General features: G+C 57.0%; 23 protein-coding genes. 11 read left to right on the plus strand and 12 right to left on the minus strand.

What is annotated here, in order from left to right; all coding sequences use genetic code 11:
- Positions 1–61 precede the first annotated feature (61 nt).
- Together AC07V9_RS08515 and AC07V9_RS08520 are read right to left on the minus strand one after the other, a co-directional pair.
- The gene (locus tag AC07V9_RS08515) at positions 62–1,783 is read right to left on the minus strand and encodes an acid phosphatase (RefSeq protein ID WP_495015287.1); all 1,722 of its coding nucleotides are present in this window, start codon (positions 1,781–1,783) and stop codon (positions 62–64) included.
- Between the two features lie 115 nt (positions 1,784–1,898).
- A complete protein-coding gene (locus AC07V9_RS08520; RefSeq protein ID WP_495015288.1) occupies positions 1,899–2,672 on the minus strand; it encodes a substrate-binding periplasmic protein in 774 nt (257 codons plus the stop codon).
- A 154-nt stretch (positions 2,673–2,826) separates the two neighbouring features.
- On the opposite strand from AC07V9_RS08520, the gene dnaX reads away from it, so the two are divergent.
- The 4 genes from dnaX (at position 2,827) to recR (ending at position 7,373) form a co-directional block, all read left to right on the plus strand.
- The gene (gene dnaX, locus AC07V9_RS08525; RefSeq protein WP_495015289.1) at positions 2,827–4,983 is read left to right on the plus strand and encodes a DNA polymerase III subunit gamma/tau; all 2,157 of its coding nucleotides are present in this window, start codon (positions 2,827–2,829) and stop codon (positions 4,981–4,983) included.
- Between the two features lie 68 nt (positions 4,984–5,051).
- Positions 5,052–5,378 (plus strand): YbaB/EbfC family nucleoid-associated protein, encoded by a 327-nt coding sequence (locus AC07V9_RS08530; protein WP_062385680.1) that lies wholly within the window; start codon positions 5,052–5,054, stop codon positions 5,376–5,378.
- 294 nt (positions 5,379–5,672) lie between these two features.
- A complete protein-coding gene (curA, locus tag AC07V9_RS08535) occupies positions 5,673–6,701 on the plus strand; it encodes an NADPH-dependent curcumin/dihydrocurcumin reductase (RefSeq protein ID WP_495015290.1) in 1,029 nt (342 codons plus the stop codon).
- A gap of 69 nt (positions 6,702–6,770) precedes the next feature.
- Positions 6,771–7,373 carry a recombination mediator RecR gene (gene recR, locus AC07V9_RS08540; protein ID WP_495015291.1) on the plus strand — a complete coding sequence of 201 codons (603 nt, stop codon included), beginning with the start codon at positions 6,771–6,773 and terminating at the stop codon, positions 7,371–7,373.
- Between the two features lie 154 nt (positions 7,374–7,527).
- Here recR and AC07V9_RS08545 read toward each other — a convergent pair whose 3' ends face one another.
- From AC07V9_RS08545 to pseH, 10 genes are all read right to left on the minus strand, one after another.
- Positions 7,528–8,076 carry an adenine phosphoribosyltransferase gene (locus tag AC07V9_RS08545; protein ID WP_495015292.1) on the minus strand — a complete coding sequence of 183 codons (549 nt, stop codon included), beginning with the start codon at positions 8,074–8,076 and terminating at the stop codon, positions 7,528–7,530.
- A 63-nt stretch (positions 8,077–8,139) separates the two neighbouring features.
- Positions 8,140–8,874: a fumarate/nitrate reduction transcriptional regulator Fnr gene (fnr, locus tag AC07V9_RS08550; RefSeq protein ID WP_495015293.1), complete on the minus strand. Its 735-nt coding sequence runs from the start codon at positions 8,872–8,874 to the stop codon at positions 8,140–8,142.
- A 122-nt stretch (positions 8,875–8,996) separates the two neighbouring features.
- On the minus strand, positions 8,997–10,379 hold the full coding sequence (gene hemN / locus AC07V9_RS08555) for an oxygen-independent coproporphyrinogen III oxidase (RefSeq protein ID WP_495015294.1): 1,383 nt from the start codon (positions 10,377–10,379) through the stop codon (positions 8,997–8,999).
- 231 nt (positions 10,380–10,610) lie between these two features.
- Positions 10,611–11,300 (minus strand): crotonase/enoyl-CoA hydratase family protein, encoded by a 690-nt coding sequence (locus tag AC07V9_RS08560; RefSeq protein WP_495015295.1) that lies wholly within the window; start codon positions 11,298–11,300, stop codon positions 10,611–10,613.
- A gap of 148 nt (positions 11,301–11,448) precedes the next feature.
- Positions 11,449–11,742: a DUF6388 family protein gene (locus AC07V9_RS08565; RefSeq protein WP_495015296.1), complete on the minus strand. Its 294-nt coding sequence runs from the start codon at positions 11,740–11,742 to the stop codon at positions 11,449–11,451.
- Positions 11,743–11,913: 171 nt separating this feature from the next.
- On the minus strand, positions 11,914–13,416 hold the full coding sequence (locus AC07V9_RS08570) for a purine-cytosine permease family protein (protein WP_495015297.1): 1,503 nt from the start codon (positions 13,414–13,416) through the stop codon (positions 11,914–11,916).
- A 188-nt stretch (positions 13,417–13,604) separates the two neighbouring features.
- Positions 13,605–14,003, minus strand: coding sequence for a YybH family protein (locus AC07V9_RS08575; protein WP_495015298.1), 399 nt, complete (start codon positions 14,001–14,003; stop codon positions 13,605–13,607).
- A 138-nt stretch (positions 14,004–14,141) separates the two neighbouring features.
- On the minus strand, positions 14,142–14,558 hold the full coding sequence (locus tag AC07V9_RS08580; protein WP_495015299.1) for a DUF4124 domain-containing protein: 417 nt from the start codon (positions 14,556–14,558) through the stop codon (positions 14,142–14,144).
- Between the two features lie 68 nt (positions 14,559–14,626).
- Entirely contained in the window at positions 14,627–15,103 is a 477-nt protein-coding gene (locus tag AC07V9_RS08585; protein WP_495015300.1) for a helix-turn-helix domain-containing protein, read from the minus strand.
- A gap of 290 nt (positions 15,104–15,393) precedes the next feature.
- Entirely contained in the window at positions 15,394–15,963 is a 570-nt protein-coding gene (pseH, locus tag AC07V9_RS08590; protein WP_495015301.1) for a UDP-4-amino-4,6-dideoxy-N-acetyl-beta-L-altrosamine N-acetyltransferase, read from the minus strand.
- Positions 15,964–16,140: 177 nt separating this feature from the next.
- Here pseH and AC07V9_RS08595 point away from each other — a divergent pair, with 177 nt between their 5' ends.
- From AC07V9_RS08595 to AC07V9_RS08625, 7 genes are all read left to right on the plus strand, one after another.
- Positions 16,141–16,449, plus strand: coding sequence for a DUF6021 family protein (locus tag AC07V9_RS08595; RefSeq protein ID WP_495015302.1), 309 nt, complete (start codon positions 16,141–16,143; stop codon positions 16,447–16,449).
- Positions 16,450–16,668: 219 nt separating this feature from the next.
- Positions 16,669–18,177 (plus strand): tyrosine-type recombinase/integrase, encoded by a 1,509-nt coding sequence (locus tag AC07V9_RS08600; protein ID WP_495015303.1) that lies wholly within the window; start codon positions 16,669–16,671, stop codon positions 18,175–18,177.
- Between the two features lie 829 nt (positions 18,178–19,006).
- Positions 19,007–19,186, plus strand: coding sequence for a hypothetical protein (locus AC07V9_RS08605; protein WP_495015304.1), 180 nt, complete (start codon positions 19,007–19,009; stop codon positions 19,184–19,186).
- Between the two features lie 4 nt (positions 19,187–19,190).
- A complete protein-coding gene (locus tag AC07V9_RS08610; RefSeq protein WP_495015305.1) occupies positions 19,191–19,463 on the plus strand; it encodes a hypothetical protein in 273 nt (90 codons plus the stop codon).
- Positions 19,456–19,944 (plus strand): hypothetical protein, encoded by a 489-nt coding sequence (locus AC07V9_RS08615; protein WP_495015306.1) that lies wholly within the window; start codon positions 19,456–19,458, stop codon positions 19,942–19,944. Before AC07V9_RS08610 ends, AC07V9_RS08615 begins: the two co-directional genes overlap by 8 nt.
- A gap of 578 nt (positions 19,945–20,522) precedes the next feature.
- Positions 20,523–21,110, plus strand: a complete 588-nt coding sequence (locus AC07V9_RS08620; RefSeq protein ID WP_495015307.1) for a hypothetical protein — start codon at positions 20,523–20,525, stop codon at positions 21,108–21,110.
- Between the two features lie 843 nt (positions 21,111–21,953).
- On the plus strand, positions 21,954–22,634 hold the full coding sequence (locus tag AC07V9_RS08625) for a hypothetical protein (protein ID WP_495015308.1): 681 nt from the start codon (positions 21,954–21,956) through the stop codon (positions 22,632–22,634).
- The last annotated feature ends 281 nt before the right edge of the window (positions 22,635–22,915 follow it).

A 22,915-nucleotide genomic window follows, 5' to 3' on the forward strand; every position in this document is an offset into this window, starting at 1 on the left:
ACCGGCCAAGCGTTGCAGAACGTCTCGGGACGCCCTGCAACGTCCTACAGCTCATGTAGGATCAGGCGGGGAATCGCAACGCGTTGGTCAGGTCACCCATCGGCACCTGGCCGCGCGCGATCATGGCATCGTCCCGTTCCTTGAGGCCGTCGAGCTTCTCCAGACCGTGCACGCGGGTGATCAGGCGCAGGATCGACGCCGTGTCGTAGACCGTATGGTCCACGGTGCCCTGGCGTGCAAACGGCGAAACCACGATGGCCGGAATGCGTGTGCCCGGGCCCCAGCGGTCGCCCTTGGGTGGCGCCACGTGGTCCCACCAGCCGCCGTTTTCATCGACGGTAACGATCACCACCATGTTTTTCCATTGCGGGCTGTTGCGCAGAACCTTCACCGCGCGGTCGATGTGTCGATCACCGGCCGCGACGTCGGCGTAACCGGCGTGCATGTTCAGGTTGCCCTGAGGTTTGTAGAAGGTCACCGCAGGCAGCTTGCCCGCTTCGGCGTCGGCGAGGAATTTGTTGGTGTTGAAGTCGTCGCCCAGCCCGCCGTCGCGCAAGCGCTTCTTGCGCTCGGCCGGGTTCTCAGGGCCTTGCTGTTTGAAGTAGTTGAACGGCTGGTGGTGGTACTGAAAGTTGGGGATCTTGGGGATGCCCGCCGAATCCTTATACTCATCCAGCGTGACCTGCCAGGCCCCGGCGTACCAGGCCCAGTCGACGTTCTTCTTCGACAGCTTGTCGCCGATGTGGTCGTGGCTTTGCGGGACCAGCACGTTGGCGAGGTTCGGTTGCGAGTAGTCGGGGTTCTGCTTGTCGCGCAACCAGGTCGGCCAGTAGGGCGGGGCCATGGTGTTGACTGCGTAGCCATCCGGCGTCAGGGCGCTGGGGCCGAATTGCGGCGGGCCGGACATGGCGCTGGCCGGAGATTTCTCCAGTGGCTTGAGGCGGTAGTCCAGCGGGTCATTGCTTTGCAGCGTGGCCATCTGGGACTTGGCCGGGGAATTGGCAGCGTCCGGGTAGTACGGCACCTTGGCCGAAATCAGGTACTGGTGGTTGAGGAACGAGCCGCCGAAAGCGCCCTGGAAGAAGTTGTCGCAGAGTACGAATTCCTTGGCCACGTCCCACAAACGCAGGGAATACTGGCTCTGGCTGTAGTAGCCCATGGTCAGGCCGCCGGAGTCGCCCCAGGCGACGAAACCGTCGTTCTTGCCGCCATTGATCTGCATCTGGTTCTGGTAGAACACGTGCCACAGGTCGCGAGTGACCACGCCCAAAGGCAGGTCTTCACCGCTCGGGCCTTTGAGGGCATAAGGCGTGTTGGGCAGGTTTTCCTGATACTGCACGCCGGTGGCGTAGGTCACGCCGTCCAGGCTCTGCGGCCCGACCTGGCAGACGCCGCCCCAGCACGAGGGCAGGGTTTCCAGCATCTTGCCGTCGCGGTCGCGCTGGCGATAGTCGTCCGGTCTGGCGGCCGAGAGGGGCTTTTCCACACCGGGGAAGTTGGCGAACAGGTTGTTGAAGCTGCGGTTCTCGGCGTAGATCACCACGATGGTCTTGACGTTGTCCTGCAACGCCTTGTCCAGCGCCGCGCCGCTAAGGGTGGTTTCCAGTACGCTGGATTTGCCTTCTGTTGTTTTTTCACTGGCCGCCACGACGCCGCTCAACGTGGCGCCTGCACCCAGTACCGCTACGCCGCCGAGAAAGCGGCGTCGGCTAGTGTCTTTGGGGAAATCGGTGGAAATGTCGCCGGCCAAGGGCTGGCTCGGATCTTGTGGTTTATCGCTCATCACGGCTCCTGCTCGCTGACGAAAACATGTAACAAATTATGTCGACGGAGCCTAATCCCGCATTGTGACGTTAATGCTACAGCCCTGAGCGCCGGTGCCTGAGTGCTTGGGCGAATCAGGGGGCTGCAGCCGGTCGGTCCGCCGGTAAGCCAGAAACCGTGTTGTAGCGGCTCATGATTCGATCTATCTCCCCGGACATGCGCATGCGTAGCACAATGCGCATCAGCCGTTGTGCCGGGATGTCGGTGTCGTTGCGCACGATGCAGCCCACCGGCTGCTCGTCGATCACGGCCACGCCGCGCAATTTCTGGTCGTCAGGCAGGTTACGGTTGAACCAGTCCAGCGACCATTGGTTACCGACGGCGTAGCGATAGCGATGAATCTGAAGTTTCTGTAGGACCTGCACTTCGCTGCGGGCATCGTCGCGACGTAGCTGACGATTGTCGAAGGCGTTCTGTAGGGTGGGGTAGACGTAACCGAGCACCGCGCCGATGGTCTCGTTGGTCAGCGATTCCGGGGCTCTGAGGGTGGCGTTGTCCGGCGTGCTGATCAACAGGTCGCGCTGGATCAACAGCGGCAGGCTCCAGGTGTAGTCGCCGGACAGGTTGGGCATCCACGATTGCGCGGCATAACAGAGCACGTCGATAGCCCCGCGCTCCAGGGTGCGCTGCACGCGCTGGATTGGCACCACGCGGTACTGCGCCGACAGGTTGGCTTGAGCGGCCAGGCTCTGCATGATGTCGAAAATGATGCCACGGGTGGGCTGGTGATCATCGATCTGCACCAGCGGCATGGCCCAGGCGTCGGCGATGGAGAACCGCAATGGGGCTTGCTCGGCTGCGACACCCCCACTCATCAGCAACACAGCGCTCAATGTCAGCAGACGCATTGGGTCCCCTTTGAGAGCAATCGGTGCTATCGGGCGGTGATGGCAGTTTAGCGCCAGATCATGTGAATGCGTGTGTTGATATTGCCCGGATGCAATTTTGCCCCCGCTCCGCTAGCATTAGCGGTCTTCCGCAACCCAGTCGCGACGGTTTTCAATGAGTTATCAGGTTCTTGCACGTAAATGGCGTCCGCGCTCGTTCCGCGAAATGGTCGGCCAGACCCATGTGCTCAAGGCCTTGATCAACGCGCTGGACAGCCAACGCCTGCACCACGCCTATTTATTCACCGGCACCCGCGGGGTCGGCAAGACCACCATCGCGCGGATCATCGCCAAATGCCTGAACTGTGAAACGGGTATCACTTCCTCGCCCTGCGGCGAGTGCTCGGTGTGCCGGGAGATCGACGAGGGCCGGTTCGTCGACCTGATCGAGATCGACGCCGCGAGCCGCACCAAGGTCGAAGACACCCGCGAGCTGCTCGATAACGTGCAGTACGCGCCGAGCCGGGGCCGCTTCAAGGTCTACCTGATCGACGAAGTGCACATGCTGTCCAGCCATTCGTTCAACGCCTTGCTCAAGACGCTGGAAGAGCCGCCGCCCTACGTCAAGTTCATCCTCGCCACCACCGACCCGCAAAAGTTGCCGGCGACTATCCTGTCGCGCTGTCTGCAGTTTTCGCTGAAAAACATGACGCCGGAGCGCGTGGTCGAGCACCTGACCCACGTGCTGGGCGCAGAAAACATCCCCTTCGAAGACGATGCCTTGTGGCTGCTGGGTCGCGCTGCCGACGGTTCGATGCGCGACGCCATGAGCCTGACCGACCAGGCCATCGCCTTTGGTGAAGGTAAAGTGCTGGCCACGGACGTGCGGGCCATGCTCGGCACGCTGGATCACGGCCAGGTCTATGACGTGCTCACCGCGCTGATCGACGGCGATGCCCGCGCACTGCTGGAGGCTGTGCGCCACCTGGCCGAGCAGGGCCCCGACTGGAGCGGCGTGCTCTCGGAAATTCTCAACGTGCTTCACCGCGTGGCCATTGCCCAGGCGCTGCCCGAAGGCGTCGACAACGGCCATGGCGATCGTGATCGCGTGTTGGCGCTCGCTCAGGCATTGCCTGCCGAGGACGTGCAGTTCTATTACCAGATGGGCCTGATTGGTCGCCGCGACCTGCCTCTGGCGCCGGACCCGCGCGGCGGCTTCGAAATGGTGCTGCTGCGGATGCTGGCGTTCCGCCCGGCGGACAGCGAAAACGCCCCGCGACAATCGCTAAAGTCAGTGGGGATCAACCCGGCCACGGTTGATTCCCAGGCAGCGGTGGCCGGTGCGGCATCTATTGCTCCGGCACCGGCTTACGTTCCGGCCCCGGTCGCGGCTGAGCCTGTCGCCCAAGTTGCAGCGCCGGTTGCTGCGCCTGTTACGGCTGCGGCGCCCGTTGTCGAAGTCGAAGTCCAGGCCCCGGCAGCCCCTGCCGAGGAAGTCGATCTGCCGTGGAACGAGCCGAAAGCGGCTGCTCCGGCCATCGCAACCGAACCTGAGCCTGTCGCAGCGCCTGTCGCCGAAGAAGTCCCGGAGCCCGTGCTCGACACCGTCGCCGAGCAGCCCGAGCTGACGCCGATGCCGGCGCCCGCGCCTGCCAGCCCCGTGCCGGACGCGCCCGAGGAGGTCTCGCCCGAGCAGGTGCAGGCCGCCGCTGACGTGGTGACCCCCGGCATGCTTGAGCACGTGCCTGATGCGGTGGCCTATGTGCCTGCGCCGATGGAGCGCGACGACGAGCCGCCAGCGGATGACGATTATTACGAGCCGGACGTAGACATCGACCCGGCGTCGTTTGCCTATCTCGACGACTTGGCCCATGACACCGTCGAAGCCGTGGAGAAAGAGCCTGAGCTGCTGCCCGCGGCCAAGCCTGCCACGGGCCTGGCCGCCGAATGGCTGGAGCTGTTCCCGAAACTGCCGATCTCCGGCATGACCGGCAGCATCGCCGCCAACTGCACGCTGATCTCGGTGGAGGGTGACAACTGGCTGCTGCACCTGGACCCGGCGCACAGCGCACTGTTCAACGCCACGCAACAGCGCCGTCTGAACGACGCGTTGAACCAATACCACGAGCGTACCCTCAACCTGAGTATCGAGCTGATCAAGCCCGAACAGGAAACCCCGGCCCAGGCGGCGGCGCGCAAGCGGGCCGATCGTCAGCGTCAGGCGGAGGCGTCGATTCACAGCGATCCGTTCATTCAGCAAATGATGGAACAGTTTGGTGCATTTATTCGCGACGATACGATCGCCCCGGTGGATGCGCCCGTAACCCCTTAATGACCGCAAGGCGCTAAGCTTGATTGGCGCCGCGCAATTGACCCCATCGACTTTCGAGGAGAACTCCCATGATGAAAGGTGGCATGGCTGGCCTGATGAAGCAGGCTCAGCAAATGCAGGAAAAAATGGCCAAGATGCAGGAAGAACTGGCCAACGCCGAAGTGACCGGCCAATCGGGCGCAGGCCTGGTGAGCGTGGTGATGACCGGTCGTCACGACGTCAAGCGCGTCAGCCTCGATGACAGCCTGATGCAGGAAGACAAGGAAATCCTGGAAGACCTCATCGCCGCCGCCGTCAACGACGCCGTACGCAAGATCGAGGCCGCCAGCCAGGAAAAGACCGCCAGCATGACGGCCGGGATGCAACTGCCGCCAGGCATGAAGCTGCCGTTCTGATCGAAAGGTCGCAGCAACACCTCCAATGCCGGGCCCCGTGCCTGGCATTTTTGTTGGTGGGCTCATTCAGACCTCGTCTCACGCATCACCTGTGGGAGCGAACTCATTCGCGAGAGGCCAGTACATCCAGCACCTATGCATTGGCCGAACCGTTATTCGCGAATGAATTCGCTCCCACTTAAAATCTGCAGTCCCCTGCAGTATTGCGTATGTCATATGGATCCCCTGCATCCGACCGAACGCCGGCCGACAGCCACGGTCTGCTCCTTATAGCCATTCAAGGAGCCGCTCCCGATGTCGCAAGAACTGATCCTCAACCAGCGTATCGTCCTGGCTTCACGCCCACAGGGCTCACCCACCCCGGAAAACTTCCGACTCGAACGCGAGGCGTTGCCTGACCTGCAAGACGGTCAGATTCAACTGCGTACGCTGTACCTTTCCCTCGACCCTTACATGCGCGGTCGCATGAGCGATGCGCCGTCCTACGCACCGCCCGTGGAGATCGACGCGGTCATGGAAGGCGGGGCAGTGAGCGTGGTCGAGCAGTCGCTTAACCCGACGTTCAAGGTCGGTGATCTGGTGGTGGGTCAGACCGGCTGGCAGAGTCACAGCATTTCCGATGGCAAGAACCTGCTGCCGGTGCCCAAGGACCTGCCCAGCCCGTCGATGGCAGTGGGCGTGCTCGGGATGCCGGGTATCACCGGCTACATGGGCCTGATGCACATCGGTCAACCCAATTCGGGGGAGACGCTAGTGGTCGCGGCGGCTTCCGGCGCCGTCGGGTCGGTGGTCGGTCAAGTGGCCAAGCTGCACGGCCTGCGCGTGGTAGGGATCGCCGGTGGCATCGACAAATGCCGGTATGTCATTGATGAACTGGGGTTCGACGACTGTATCGACCATCGCAGCGAGCACTTCGCCGAGCAACTGAGCGAGGCCTGCCCCAGCGGCATCGACATCTATTTCGAGCTGGTCGGCGGCAAGATCTTCGAGGCAGTGATCCCGTTGCTCAACGAGCGAGCGCGCATTCCGCTGTGCGGTGTCATCGCGCAATACAACGCCCAGCGCCTGCCCGAGGGGCCGAATCACCTGCCGCTGCTGATGCGCACCCTGCTGACCAAACGCGCGAAGATTCAGGGCTTCATTGTTTATGAAGAGTATTACCACCGCCTGGACGAATTTATGCAGGCCATGGTGCCGTTGGTGAAGAACGGCCAGGTCAAGTTCCGCGAGGATGTGGTCGACGGCCTCGAACATGCCCCGGATGCGTTCATTGGCATGCTCGAAGGCAAGAACTTCGGCAAGCTGGTGGTCAAGGTGTCCTGAGTGTGATTTGACGCTTGTCAGAGGCGCGGGTATAAACCGCGTCTCGTGTTTTTGTGAGACTTTTCCTCAATGAGCTTCAGCCCTCTGATTCGCCAGTTGATCGACTCCCTGCGCATCCTCCCAGGCGTCGGTCAGAAAACCGCTCAGCGCATGGCGCTGCAGCTGCTTGAGCGCGATCGCAGCGGCGGCTCGCGTCTGGCGCAGGCCCTGAGCCAGGCCATGGAAGGTGTCGGCCATTGCAAGCAGTGCCGCACCCTGACCGAAGACGAACTCTGCCCGCAATGCGCCGACATCCGCCGCGACGACACCTTGCTGTGCGTGGTGGAAGGGCCGATGGACGTGTATGCGGTCGAGCAGACCGGCTATCGCGGTCGCTACTTTGTGCTCAAGGGGCATTTGTCGCCGCTGGACGGCCTGGGGCCTGAGGCGATCGGGATCCCGCAATTGATGGCGCGGATCGAGGAGCAAGGCACTTTCACCGAGGTGATTCTGGCGACCAACCCGACCGTGGAAGGTGAAGCCACCGCGCACTACATCGCCCAGTTGCTGAGCGAGAAAGGCCTGGTCACCTCGCGTATTGCCCACGGCGTGCCGCTGGGTGGCGAGCTGGAGCTGGTGGATGGTGGCACGCTGGCGCATTCGTTTGCGGGGCGTAAGCCGATTCAGCTCTAACCCCATCAGGCTAGCTGGCGGAGTAGCCACTGTGGGAGCGAATTCATTCGCGATAGGCCGGTACATCCAATAGAGATGTAGTGCCTGGAATATTGCATCGCGAATGAATTCGCTCCCACAGGGCCCGGTTCGACGTTATCGGTTACGTGGCGAGTTACTTATCGCTCAACGCAAACTGCGTCAGGCAAAAGGTCGGGATTTCCATGTCTTCCAGGCGCTGCGAGCCGCCGAGTTCAGGCAGGTCGATGATGGCGGCCGCTTCGTACACCTTGGCGCCCATGCGGCGGATGAGGTTGGCCGCAGCGATCAGCGTACCGCCGGTGGCGATCAGGTCATCGAACATCACCACCGAATCGCCGTCGCACAGGCTGTCGGCGTGCACCTCCAGAAACGCTTCGCCGTACTCGGTCTGATAACCCTCGGCCAGCACGTCGGCGGGAAGCTTGCCCTGTTTGCGGAACAGCACCAGCGGCTTGTTCAGTTCATAGGCGATGATCGAGCCGATCAGAAAACCCCGCGCGTCCATGGCGCCGACATGGGTGAAATCCGAGTCGATGTAGCGCTGCACGAAGCTGTCCATCACCAGGCGCAGGGCCTTGGGCGACTGGAATAGCGGGGTGATGTCGCGAAAGATCACGCCGGGCTTGGGAAAGTCCACGACAGGGCGGATCAGGGATTTGAAGCTGAATTCGTCGAAAATCATCAGGCGCTCGGGCAGGAAGGTGACACAAAGAGCCTAGTCTAATTCCGCCCGAACCCGGATGCATCAGCTTTCCAGCGAGCCACCGGCCAACGCACACAGCTGGATGGGGTCCAGAATGTGGATTTCCTTGCCTTCGGCGGCGATCAGCTCGTTCTGCTGAAACCGCGTGAACACTCGCGAAACGGTTTCCACGGCCAGGCCCAGGTAGTTGCCGATTTCGTTGCGCGACATGCTCAGGCGAAACTGATTGGCCGAGAAACCACGGGCACGAAAGCGGGCTGACAGGTTGACCAGAAACGTGGCGATGCGCTCGTCGGCGGTCTTCTTCGACAGCAGTAACATCATTTGCTGATCGTCGCGAATCTCCCGGCTCATCACGCGCATCAATTGACGACGCAATTGCGGCAATTGCACCGACAGTTCGTCCAGACGCTCGAAAGGGATTTCGCACACCGACGTCGTCTCCATCGCTTGGGCAGACACTGGATAAGCCTCGGCGTCCATGCCCGACAGGCCGACCAGCTCGCTGGGCAGGTGAAAGCCGGTGAGCTGTTCCTCACCGCCATCGCTGAGGCTGAAGGTCTTCAGGGCGCCGGAACGCACGGCATAAACGGAATCGAACGCGTCGCCCTGACGAAACAGAAATTCGCCTTTTTTCAAAGGGCGGCCACGTTTGACGATGTTGTCCAGTGCGTCCATGTCTTCCATATTCAATGAAAGCGGGAGGCACAACGGGGCCAAGCTGCAATCCTTGCAGTGGGCCTGGGTATGAGCACGGAGTTTGACTGGCTCAGGCATGGGGGGTAATTCCTTGTGAGAAAACACACATCAGTCGTAAGGGTAGCCCACGGGTCGGCCCTCAGACCAGCACGCGCCCTCCGTGGCGTGAAAATGATTCCTGCCGCCTTCACGCAAGTTTCCTAGATCACTCTGGAAAAACGCTGACGGTTTTGTAGGTCCAGATAGGCGTCGAACACCATGCACACCGAACGCACCAACAGGCGGCCGGCCGGTGTCACGCGGATGCCATTGGCATCCAGATGAATCAGCCCGTCTTTGGCCATGTTCAGCAACTTCGGCCAAACGTCATTGAAGTAGCCGCGAAAATCGATGCCAAAGGCGTTTTCGATACCGGCGAAATCCAGGCTGAAGTGGCAGATCAATTGCGAGATCACCGCCCGGCGAATCCGATCATCGACGTTGCACACCAAGCCTCGTTTGGTCGCCAGCTGGTCGCTGCCCAACAGGTTCTGGTAGTCGGTCAGGTCGCTGCTGTTCTGCGAATACAGATCGCCGACCTGGCTGATGGCGGAGACACCCAGGCCGATCAGATCGCAATGACCATGGGTGGTGTAACCCTGGAAATTGCGTTGCAGCGTGCCTTCTTCCTGGGCAATGGCCAGGTCGTCATCCGGCAGCGCGAAATGATCCATGCCGATGTAGCGATAGCCCGCGCCGGTCAGTTGTTCGATGGTGCGTTGCAGCATCTGCAGCTTGTCTTCGGCACTGGGCAGTTGCTGGGTGTCGATGCGCCGTTGGGGCATGAAGCGCTCGGGCAGGTGCGCGTAGTTGAACACCGACAGTCGGTCCGGTTGCAGGGCAATGACTTCGTCCACCGTGCGGGCGAAGCCGTCCGGGGTCTGCAGCGGCAGGCCGTAGATCAGGTCGATGTTCACCGAGCGAAACTGCAGGGTGCGCGCGGCTTCGATGATGGCGCGGGTTTCATCCACGCTTTGCAGACGGTTGATTGCGCGTTGCACCAGCGGGTCGAGATCCTGCACGCCCAGGCTGACGCGGTTGAAGCCTAGTTCGCGCAACAGACCCATGGTCGACCAGTCGGCTTCACGGGGGTCGATCTCGATGCCGTAGTCGCCGGAATGCTCGTCCAGCAGGGTGAAGTGTTTGCGCAGGTGAGCCATCAATTGACGCAGTTCGACATGGCTCAGAAAGGTCGGCGTGCCGCCGCCAAAGTGCAACTGCTCGACCACCTGACGACCCTCGACATGGCAGGCGATCATCTGGATTTCCTGCTCCAGACGCTGCAAATACGCCTGGGCGCGGCCGCGATCCTTGGTGATCACTTTGTTGCAGGCGCAGTAGTAGCAGATGTTGGCGCAGAACGGGATGTGCACGTATAGCGACAACGGACGCTGAGCCTTGCGGCTGTCGCGCAGCGCATGCAGCAGATCGAAGGCGCCAACCTGTGTGTGAAATTGCACCGCCGTAGGATAGGACGTGTAGCGCGGTCCTGTCAGATCGTGGCGGCGGAGGAGTTCTGAGTCCCAACGAAGGTCGTCGAGCATGGGGGCATTCCCGAAAAGGCTGGCGGTAAAGGCAGTCTAGGGAAGGCGGGGGTGGGGTTTATTGATCTGGGTCAATGCAGCTGTGGGCGCATTATTTTGTAGGAGCGCGCTTGCCCGCGATCGCGTCGTGTCATTCAGCACAGCTGTAACAGACCTATCGCCATCGCGGGCAAGCGCGCTCCTACAGGTTTTGCCCTGCCGTTCAAAGGTTCCGCGAGCAAGCACACCTCGTCAGAACGAATGCTGACGATCCAGCTCGATGGCCTCGTCCAGGGTCTCGAGGAAATCCTTGCGCACCTTGAGTTTGGTGCGGTAGTGGGCCTTCATGTTGATTTTCTTCAACTGCAGGGCCACGGTGCGGGCGGTGTCGGCGAGTTCTTCCGGGGCCACGACCTTGTCGAGGAAGCCGGCCTGCAAGGCGCCTGCGGGGTCGTACATTTCGCCGTTGATCACCGAGCGGCCAAACGCGGCCTTGCTCAGGCGGTCTCGGGCCAGTTCGATACCGGCATGGTGCATGGTCATGCCGATCTGTACTTCGTTCAGGCCGATGCTGAACGGGCCTTCGACGCCGATGCGATAATCAGCCGAGAGCAACAGGAACGCGCCTTTGGCCACGGCATGGCCAGTGCACGCCACGACAACCGGGAAGGGGTGCGAGAGCATTCGGCGGGCGAGGGTCGAGCCAGCGGCAACCAGGTCCATGGCAGCTTCAGGGCTCGATGTCATGATTTTCAGGTCATAGCCACCGGAAAGAATACCGGGCGCGCTGGTGATGATGACCACGGCGCGGTCTTTTTCAGCCTGATCCAGCGCGGCGTTGAAGGCGGCGATCACCTCATTGCTGATGGCGTTGACCTTGCCGTTGCTCAGGGTCAGCGTGGCGACGCCGTCGTCCAGCTGATACGCGACCAAATCACTCATGGAGCGAGTCCTTTTTTGTTTTGAAGTGGCGCAGACGTTACCCACCCGCAGGGGCCAGGTAAAGCGCTAAGGGTGACCGGCAAGTCAGGGTTTCGGGCCGCGTGCGGGGTTGTCGCGGGCGCTGCCCGAGGGAGGAGGGTGTGGTGCCTTACTCGGAAATGGCGTTTTCGGCGCGGTATTCTTCCCAGTCGATTCCCAGTGCGTCAGCCGCTTCTTTGTGGGCTTCCAGGCGCAGTGCCTTGAGCTGCTCGGGGGATTCGGCGATGAAGGTCAGGGCCAGTTCCCAGGTCTCGATGCCTTGGGCCTCCGCCTCGTCTTCAAAAGCCCAGCGGATCTGGTCTTGCTGGTCTTTGGGCGAGAGATTTGCGATCTCTTCCTTCAACACGGGATTGGTCACGATGTATTTCGCCAGGGCAGCTTCGGTCCAGTCGTTTGCGTTCATGCGAGTATCTCCAATAGAGCGAGCTGACGTTTTCTGATTATGGGGGCTGATACACAGGCGATTGTGCGGGATGTGTAATGTTGATGCCACCCGCCAATGCGCCGTCGGTCGTGCCTGAAAAGGAAAAGGCTCGTCATGATGGCGAGCCTTTTATGTGTGGCTGATTCGCGCTTACCCGATAGTCATCGGCTTTTTCACGTTGCGGTGGGCGTTGCTGCCCAACAACGGATGCGGCCCATAATCACCATAAACGCCGATCGGCTCCGGGAAGGTGCGCAGCAGGGTGATGTACAGCAGCGCCGCCAGGCCGAGGGTGATCGGCAGGCTAATGTCGATGCCGCCCGCCAGGTTGCCCAACGGGCCGACGAACTGACCCGGCAGATTGACGAAACACAGGCCCACCGCCGCGCTGGGGATCCACGCGCCCAGGCCACGCCAGTTCCAGCCGTGTTCGAACCAGTAGTGGCCACCGCTCTGGCCGCGTGTGAACACCTGCAGGTCGGCCGGGTGGTAGAAGCCGCGACGGATGATCAGCCCCAACACCATGATCACGATCCACGGCGAGGTGCAGGTGACGATCAGCACCGCGAAGGTCGACACGCTCTGCACCAGATTGAAGGCGAAACGGCCGATGAAGATGAAGGCAATGGCCGCGATACCGATCAGAATCGTCGCCTGAGCGCGGTTCAGCAGGCGCGGGAACATGCTCGACATGTCCAGGCCCGTGCCGTACAGCGAGGTGGTGCCGGTAGACATACCGCCGATGATCGCGATCAGGCACACCGGCAGGAAGAACCAGCTCGGCGACACCGCCAGCAGGCCGCCCACGTAGTTGTTATCGGTGATGTACTGCGGCGCTTGGGTGGCGACGATGGTAGCGGTGCACAGGCCGAACAGGAACGGAATCAGGGTGCAGACTTGCGCCAGAAACACCGACGCCATGATGCGTTTTTTCGACGTGTGACGTGGGATGTAGCGCGACCAGTCGCCCAGAAAGGCGCCGAACGACACCGGGTTGCTCATCGCCAGCAGTGCGGCGCCAATGAACGCTGCCCAAAAGCCTTCGCTGCCCTGATTCACGGTGCCAGCGAAGCCTGCGTCGAAACTGCCGCTGAAGGCGAAGATACCCAGCAGGAACAACAGGCTCGAAGCGAACACTGCGATCTTGTTGACCCACAGCATGAAACGGAAGCCATAGATACACACCACCAGCACCAGCACCGCGAAAACCCCGTAGGCGACGGCTAGGGTCAGGTCGTTTTCAGGCAGGCCAGCCAAGCGTTTGGCGCCGCCGATCAGTGCGTCGCCGGAGCTCCATACCGACAGCGAAAAGAACGCCACGGCGGTCAGCAACGACAGGAACGAGCCGACGATCCGGCCATGCACGCCGAAGTGCGCACCTGACGACACCGCGTTGTTGGTGCCGTTGAGCGCGCCGAACAGACCCATTGGCGCGAGGATGATCGAGCCCAGGACGATGCCCAGAATGATCGACCAGACCCCCGCCTGGAACGACAGCCCGAACAGCACCGGGAAGCTGCCGAGCACCGCCGTGGCGAAGGTGTTGGCGCCGCCGAAGGTCAGGCGAAACAGGTCGATGGGCGACGCATCGCGTTGAGCGTCCGGGATTTGTTCGACACCGAAGGTTTCGATACTCGTGGTGGGATGTGACATGACGGTTTCCTGCGCGCTGTCGTGTTGTTATGAGGCGGGCACCCGAGTGCCGCCTGTATTGTTCGGCCGGATCGTGTCTGGCCTTGGCGTTGGCAGTGGTCGGTAGGCCGACCGGGAATGCGTAAATGTTGTCTTTGTTGTGAATGAAGCGGTGTGGCGACGGGCTCTAGGTGGCCCGTTCGCCGGGATTATTCAGGCCGAGCCGCCAGATGCTCATGGCAGGCCAGCCAGCGCTTGCCGTCGTGGCGGAAGACGATGGTTTCCTGTTCCTGAAACTGATTTTCTTCGGTGCCGAAGCGTACACGGGTGCTCACATCGTGCATGAAGATCGCGACGTCACCCTGCAGGTTGATGTGCGCGTTGCTCGACTGGCAGTCGAGCACGGCAAAACCGTCGGCCTGCCAGCCCGCCCACACTTCGCGGTAGGCGGCGCGGGACAGCAGCGGAGCCGGGAGGGTGTAGAACAGGAAAGTGGCGTCCTCGCTGAAAGCGGCGAAGTAGGCGTCGGTGTCGTTGCTGGCGAAGGCCACGACAAGGTCGTCTGCCGCTTGCTGGACGTGTTCTTTGAGGTGCGCAGTGGAGGTCATGGCCGTCTCGTTGTTGTGATTCTGGCGATGGGGCATGACTTTAAGCAGCTCTTACATTCGGTCACATCGTTGTCGATAAATATTCACTTCAGAGATTTCGTAACTATCTCGACAGGTAGGTGCAGAGCCGATTTCCCCTCAGTGGAAGAGGCTGCCCTTCACCGGCTGGCGAATTTTCCCACCGGAGGGGTCGAAGCAGGCGCTGTTATACACCGGCGCCACACAATTGGACGGCACGCCAGGCGGCGGAGGACGAATGGCCTGCATGTGGTCGGAGATTTCTTTTTCGTTGGTAATGATGATCCTGCGCCGTCGGCTGACCTGCAGGATTTCAGTGGCGTTCTGGTTGACCCGGTGCGGGAAGTCGGCCTCTTCCCAGTCACTGGAAAGCCGCTGGCCGTGACGCTGCAGCATCGACTCGCCGACGTAATCCGGGCACGGCGTCGAGGCATAGCTGACCTTGCCGTCGTGACCGACGCACTTGAACACCTCGGCATGGGCCGCGCAGCTGATACCCAGTGCGAACACCGTCAGCGCAATTGCACATCCTTTCATCGAAGCCCTCCTTAGGTGGCGCAAGGCTACCATTTGCCGGGAGGGCTGTCAGCGCAGGAACGGCTGAATCAATGGGCTTCGTGACTGGATTTCTGCACCTTGGACAACGCGAGCGCGACGAACATGTCGGCATCACCCTGCAACACGCGCAGATGATCCTCGGCGTGATCGCCTGTGTCCGGTTGCTCCCGGGAGTCGATCAACCGAGTCACCTCGCACAGGGCGTTGGCCGTGACCCACAGGCTCTGACGCAACTGGCCGATAATCTTGACCACGCTTTCGGTGCTGTCGAAATCCTCATCGTGGGCCAATGCCGGCAGCACCGGCATTTCCAGCCGATTGTTTGAATCGATGCCAGTCACCACGCGGGTAATGTCGACACCCGCCGCTGCGATCCTGAACAGATAGTCAGCCCTGGGCAGGCGCTGTCCGCTCTCGTAATGACCTTGGGCATTGGCCTCCACACCCCCGATGGCTCCCAGGGCGCTTTGTGTCAGCTTCAACCGCTTCCTTTCCTGTTTCAGACGTTTGCCAATACCGTTCATCAACCTACTCCTGCGAAATCCGCGTTCTGGAATTCGTATAGTCGAACGCGCAATGGGGGCTGGAATACGGGCTGGGTGATCGTGTGTCGAACTAGCCTCGTACTAAGTTGTTACTCCTAAGTTGGAGGAGTACGCATAGACATTAGCTGTTCAATTGACTGGATGAAGAGGTTTCCGATGTTCTGCGGCAGCTAATTCAACGCAATCGTGAGAACAGTAGCCGCAAACACCCTGATTGGATGAATGACCTGTCCAAATGGGTGAGTAATGCGTACACGAAGGAGGCGGGCTCAACGAAGAGGGTGCATCTGTGAGGCATTCAAACGGGTGATCAGCGGTTCGATAGCCGGACGGCGTTCGAGCCATTCCTGTCGGGTGATGCCGAGCAGCACGACATTCACGCGTTGGTCGTCCTTGATGATGTTCTGTCGACGAACGCCTTCGATGCTGAAGCCGAACTTCTGATGCATCTTGATCACCGCCGCGTTCATCTCCAGCACTTCGCAGTTTAGCTTTTCAAGCCCGGCCTCGCCGAAGGCATGTTCGAGCATCCAGAACTCCACCCGACTGCCCAGGCCTTTGCCGCGAAGACTCGAGTCCAGATAAAACGCCCAGTCAGCTGTCTTTTGCGTGGCGTTGATGGCGTTAAGCGAGACGACCCCGGCCAGCGCGCCGGCGAGCATCGCCACGAAAACAGACTGACGAGGGTTACCAACGAGAGACTTGAGCCACTGCTCATGCTCCTGCTGGCTGATTTCGTGGGAGGTGTACATGTATTTGCGCACGTTCTCTTGATTGCGCAGGGTGCGTACGGCGGACTGAATGGCCGGGCTCGCTTCGGTCAGCGGCAGAAACAGCATGGGATGACTTCCTTGCATCGGCTGGTATGCGCAGATGATAGCCGCCTTGCAGCGTAAAGACTTGCGCGAGCTGCTGGCGCTTCATTCACCATTCGTCCAAAGCTTGGCACCCTCGGCGCTTGACCGCGTCTCAAGCTTAGGTGTGGATTTCCCATGCGATGAGAAGGGAGAGACAAAATGGAGATGAATCACGATGCACCCGGCAACATTTCGCAAAAGGGCGTGAACAGCCAGGCGGACAACGAAACCGGGTTCGATCCGCGTCCGCGGGATCAGGTAGGGCCCGAAGAGGTTCTGCAGCCTTCGGCAGAGTCGGGCGAGAAGGAAGGGGTGGACGACGAACTGGGCTTCGATCCCGACTCGCCCGATCTTGCCGACCCGCAAATCGACCCGCCGCACCCGGCCAGAACCAGCAACGACCCGGTGCCTTCGCAGCGCAGGCCTGCAGATGAGGAAGAGCCAGCCAAGGGCGGGCAAGGAATCTGATTGAGGGCGGGTTTGACATACAGCCGCCATAAACACAAAACCCCTGAGACTTCGCAGTCCTCAGGGGTTTTGTTTACATCGAATGTGGCGGTGAAGGAGAGATTCGATTCTTAGGGCGTTTTCGACCAGTAATGACCGTATTGCGGGGCTTTCGGCGTGCATAGTAGTACAATTGAGTAGTACAATCGGCTGTATCACTCTCTGTATTATGGCAATGTGATGGCAGACAATCTGATCCAGAAAAAAGGTGAATCAACATGGTATGTGAGGCTCGCCGTCCCTGCTGATGTGCAGAAAGCCATCGGCTGCAAGGTGTTGATTCAATCGCTGAAGACCGGACTGCGTAAGGAAGCAATGGAACTCCGTCTTCCCGTGCTGGCTCGGTGGAAAGCCGATATCGAGACAGTCCGGTCAGTCCGTAAGGTCAATCGTGAAGGTTGGCAAGACAAGGTACAAGCAAAGGCGGGGCGTCATCGTCAGCATGCTGATGTCATGCTTCTTGATGCTATCCGTAACCCACCCAAAGGGTCAGCGAACCCCACGGTTGAGAGCGTTCGGCAACATCTTTTCCGTTTGGAGTATGAGAAAGCCTACCTCTTGGAGCAGGTCAAACACTATGAGCACGTGACGGGAGCAACAGGTGTGTCTGATCAAATTCAGGCTTCATTTGACGCCCCGCCCGATTCCTATGTGGAGGGTGTGCAGTTGGCTGATGGAATCACTCAGCACTTCATTGCGGAAGGTGCACGAACGGCTTACCAACTCTCATCAATTGAACAAGCGGAAGCGCAGGCGATCATCGGGAACCCTACTACCTATAAGCCGCGTTCGCCCATCACACCAGCACGATTGAAAACTTTCCGTGGATTTAGGGAGAGCCGTGGGGGTGCCCCGAAACACATCGATCAGCAGGTTGGGAAGATGGAACGTCTGTCGGAGTTTCTGAAGAAAGACGGCCTGCCCCTGACATTCGACAGTGTAGACGCTTGGTTAAAATCTTTGGACCGGGCACCCGCGACACTGAGTCAGTACCTGATGGCGGGCACTGCATTTTGGAAGTGGGCGACGAAGTACGATGCGGGTTGGCGTGACCAGTACAAAGATAAAGTGAATCCGTTTGTGGGCCACGATCTGCCGCAAGGTGGGGGCGCTGAATCTGCTGGTAAGGACAGAGAAATATACACGAAGGCTGACACCTTGAAGCTGCAACGAGCGGCTTTAGATAACAATGACAAACCACTTGCCGATCTGATCGCATTCGCTTGGTACACCGGGGCCAGGATTGAAGAACTCTGCAAACTGACCAAAGACAACGTGATTGATATTGATGGCATCAGGTGCTTTGACTTCCCAAGGAGCAAGAGTAAAGCGAGCAAGCGCGTGGTGCCGATTCATCCGAGTTTGTTGATCAGTGTGGATCGACTCATCAAAGAAAGCACAGATACCTTCCTCATCCCTACCGAATCAGGTGATCAGTACGGTAAGCGTTCACATGCTATATCCAAGTCTTTTGGCAGACTCAAGAGAGCAGCAGGTTTCAGTGCTCTGCATGTTTTCCATGGTTTTCGTCACACAGTAGTAACCGAATTGATTAGAGCAGATGTGCCTGACGCACTCGCTAAAGAATTGGTGGGGCACGAAACGGGGTCTGTCACACACGATGTATATTCAAAAGGGGCGAGTACTGCGCAGAAATATGCAGCAATCTCGAAATTAGCCAGTCTTTGATGACGTGTCTGACGATTGACAAAAAGACAAATTAAATGATTGACAAACACTTCTAACGTATTGACAAATGCACTATTAAATGGGATAATAATTATATAACCAACGAATACTCTTGGTTGTTACGGGTTTCTTCTTCTTACCGTAGCAGCCCGCGGACTCATGTCGTCATTTCCATGAGTTTGCACATATTTCTTTGTCAGAGTTCAATGGGTGTCTCTGATGAAGAACCTCCCCAGCGTCAACTGGGGACTTATTTCCTTCTGTGCAACATTGGCCTTGATCATGACCACAACCATGATCGAGGCTTTTTTGTGTTTAAAATTTGATGAGGTGTTATATGAAAACTGAAGATCACTTTTGTGTGATTTGTTCAAAGAGTTTGGCTGGCAAAAGAAAGCATGCCAAAAGCTGTAGTATTGAGTGCCGCAATCGGTTGTTTAGAATTAATCGGGACCGGTCAGCGTTGCTTAGTGTTCGATTACCTTTAGACGTGTACGTGAAGTACACGGCTGCTGCTTTGAAGGGGGATGTGAGCGTTAATGCCTACGTTGAAGGTTTGCTAACGTAACCTTGCTCGTTAGGTAAAGTTTGCTCACTCCTGTATATAGGCAATATGTGTATATAGATATGGGCGAAAAGTGATGTAAGCTATAGGCAGATTTTGCATAAAGCTATGGGCAGATTTTGCCCACTAGTAAGAATGGACAAGAATAGAAAGAATGATAAGAACTATACCTGAGTGGGCTAAAGAGCCGCCTGCGTCTCTACAGGAGTTAGGTGATTTTGAAAGCGACGATGATGAATTACATTGGTTTATAGGAGGTCGTAAATGAGTGAGTATGTTCGGTCAGCACAGCAAACAAAACAACACGGCGGCGTTGAACTTTATCGTCGTCGCTTTTACTTGAGCAAAGAAGCACTTGATTCGATTGACTCCGCAGCCGCCACGCTCGGTATCTCTCCAAGTGAGTATGTATCAAAGATTGCAGTTAACTTAAAGAAGGAATAAATAAATGAATGAATCCAGCGAAGTAAAAAAGATACGAGCGTCTACGGCTCGATTACAGCAACGTAAACCAGTAATTGATGCCAGCGTTAAGCCCAAGGCAGTAAACGCCTTACAATCGATTGTAGAGCCTCTGGAGGCTGTTACAGAACCTGGTATTAAGACAGTCCATAAACCGCTGGCAAATGGCGGGATGACTGAGGCTAGCTATCGATTAGCGATCTTGATGCACACGCGAGAATATCAACAGCGAAAGAAAGGAGTAACAACCAATGAGTAAACAAGAAAAGATTGTGATTAGCGGCGTCCCAAGTAAATGGAGTGATGACGAATTCAATGAGCGTTTGGCTGTGCAGGTTCACAAATATCGTGGAACTCGCGACTGTATGATTCAGGTGCACCATGCCTTGGAGCATGAGTATCTTCAATCTGTACATGACTACATGAGTAATGGTTATACATTGGCTCGGGCATGGTTCCCGTCGCATGGCGCTGATGGTCATTCGACATGGCTTGTTAAACCTGAAAGCTTGCAGGAAGGTGATATCGAAGTGCTTAAGAAAACTTTAAAGGATGAGTATGTAAACTTTCTTCAACAAGAACGTGCTAAGTATCAGGATATGCTTCGAGAACAACTTAAGCAAAAGCAGCAAGAAAAAGATGAAAAAGCTGAGCAAGCGAAGAGAGATAAGATTCTTGCTGATATTGAAAGTCAGGTTCAGAACTGCTGGTCTCCACTTTTGATACCAGAGGATATTTAATATGCTGCTGCGAGAACATTTGTCGTACACAGCCAGTCAACAACTTGATGAGATTGTAAATTCAATGGGTTTCCAAAAACATAGGTGCCCTATTCAAAGTTGTCTGCAAGTGATGATCCATAATACTCATCGTAACTTGGATGGTCGCGGGCTCATTAATAGACCTTATAAACAGGCTAAAGCTTCTTGCCCTTAATCGGGTAGGAGGCTTTTCTTTTGCCTTGAGTGTGTTATCAGTACGATGTTCATTGGGTTTCGTCAATTTTTGGTTAAGCACAATTGATTTCCTCGCTGAAATCTCAGTAGCTCTACGCTTTCATCAGTATTAGGTAAAGAAATCCCCCAGCGTTTGCCCAGGCATGCGCCTGAGGCTTCACAGGAGGCAATTACAACGGCTTTCTAATCGTCAGCTAGGCAAGCTGTCAGGTATACGCGTCCATCCCGCTAGTGAGCGGTGAGTTCGTTTTTAAGGTGCAATTTCTTCTTGATGTAAAAGGCAGTTATTCTGAGATATCACTTTATTTCCAATGTGCTATCAGTGATAATGGCACTGCCTAAATTGAGAAAAAGGAATTCACATGAAACAGTCCGCACTGAAACTCAACGCACTGGCCGCTGCCTTGTTATTTTCAAGCATGACGTACGCTGCCACCAAAGAAGCAGTAAGTCCGAAGTGGCAGCAAGAGCCGACCACGTTTTTAGGAATAAATCTGTCAGGCAACCTTAAATCTGATGTGAGGCCATGCACTGTAGGCGACGCCCTTACAGAGATTTGTTGGTATCCGGTCACGGATGATCTTTACAATGTTTGGGGGACTCCGAAAATTGGCATAAGCAACCCCAAGCTCTCAGTAAAACTTAAAGATTCCAAAATACAGTCCATTACGCTTCAGGCGTACGAATATCAGTTTCCAAAACTGCGAGATTTGCTAGTTCAGAGGTATGGCAAACCAACGTCCAGCAGTAGTGAAGTCGTAAAGACTAAAGCTGGTGCTAGCTTTAACAATGAGCGGCTATTCTGGAAAGGCGAAAAGATATCAATGATACTTAGTCATTATGGGATCGATATCGACACCAGTTCTTTTACCATCTTCAACGACTCAGTTACTGAGAAGGCTAAGATTGATGGAGAAAACAGTTTGAAAGAGGCAGCGTCCAAACTTTAGAATGTCAGTGCTGGACTGCACCTTTAGCTTTCAAGAAGCGGTAGCCAACAAGTTAGCCGTCGCTTCACCATGTTCATATTCAGCAATCTAAGCTCGTGCTGCCTCAGCCGGGTTCGTGAAGTTTGGAAGTGAAATAACATTCTTCTTCACTTCTTCCTCAAGGGCGGTCATTCGGTCATACACAGCTGCCGAGATTGCTGCCGAGTAGGACATAGCCATCAATGTAGCTTCACGTTTTGGGAAAATGTACATTGGTCGAGTCTCACCATTCCCGCCTGTATAGACGGAGGAAAATTTCCCCTCGTCTCCCGAAAGCACATCACGTGCCTTTTTAAGGAAATCATTGTGCTTAAGCTCAACATATTCTCTTCGATTGACCATTTGCGAAAAGCGAAGCACGTTCCTTGTTGATCAGGTCAACGATTTCCAGCGAGGTCATGGTTTGTACGGTGTTGGTAGATAATGCATTCCGTGCACAACACGACTCGATATGCATTCCTGAATACCCTTTGGATCGCCTGTGGTGCGTTTTGAGCAACGATCTGCCATAAACTCATCCAACGCGCGGTAGGTGTAGGACGCTGTAATGCCCCTCCTGTGCCTTTTGAGAGCTTGCTGATACATTGAGCTTGATGATTGAAATGATAATAATTCTTGACAATGGTGATGAATAGGCGTATAAGACACACCTCTCAACGGAACACCCATAGCATCCTCCACGTGACCACCCTATTCCAGAAAAGGGTGCTTCGCAGGAGGTTTTGTCTTGCCTGCGATTTATCAACCAACCGGCAATACCTGAGGTAACGCCTATTGAAACGAACTAAAAAGGAGAACCACGCCATGGAACAAAATGAACGTAAACGCATTGCACGCAAGAGCACTCGCATCATCGATGGATTGATTTTTGATTTATCTACCGGCGAAGTGGTGGGAAGCTACACCACCCATGCCCTAATCCCAGCCCCCTACGACTACAAAATACCGACCCGTATCGGTAAGACCTCAGCTGAACAGCTGGGCTATGAGCTTGACCCCGCGCCACGCCCTGACGTTATAGAAGTTGAAGTGGAAACTTTGCCTGCGGGTTTGATTGACCTCGATGCGCAACGCATTAAACGTGGGCCAAAGCCCAAGGTAACGCCAAACCCGCACTCTCGCCATTTCAAGGTGGCCCATGCTGATAGCCTTGACTGGGTTGACGATTACGTTTTTGGTGCCTGTATGACTGCGGGTCAAATCAGTGATGGCAAGATGAACGTTAGCCCATCCCATGTACTATGGGCTTGCATGCTCAACGAGATCAGCACCGAGATCGTTAAGAAGGTGATTCGCCTTGAGGGATTACGCACGATGAGTGATCCGCAAGCGCGGAGAATCTGCCAGTGTGCCCGGCTCGCCATCGGTGGAATGGAGTTCTACCTTGATCGGAACCCGTCAGTACGGCGGCGTCTCCAGTTTGAAGTGGATTTTGCCGATTCGTACTATCAAAACAACGCCGGACTGCTGCAAAGACTGGCGTGATTGAATTACGCTCGGATAAGAAAAGCGAAGCGAGGCAAGCGTTCTTCTCGGGTCAACCCGAGTGAGGTTCTTCTTCTGTGGAAGCATCCACAGTGAGGTTCTGAAGAAAGTAGGAGAGGATGAGGCATCATCCAAACTCTTAGGAAATGAATATCATGGTCGTATCGACCATAAGAGGATGATCCTGTGGTTTACCACAGAAGAAGATCAAGAGCGAGTCGGGCTATCGCTAATCCTCCTTGTCAAAAGCATGCGGGGCACGGCGACCCCTTACAGAAGCT

The sequence above is a fragment of the Pseudomonas sp. GW821-FHT02A11 genome (assembly GCF_059421985.1).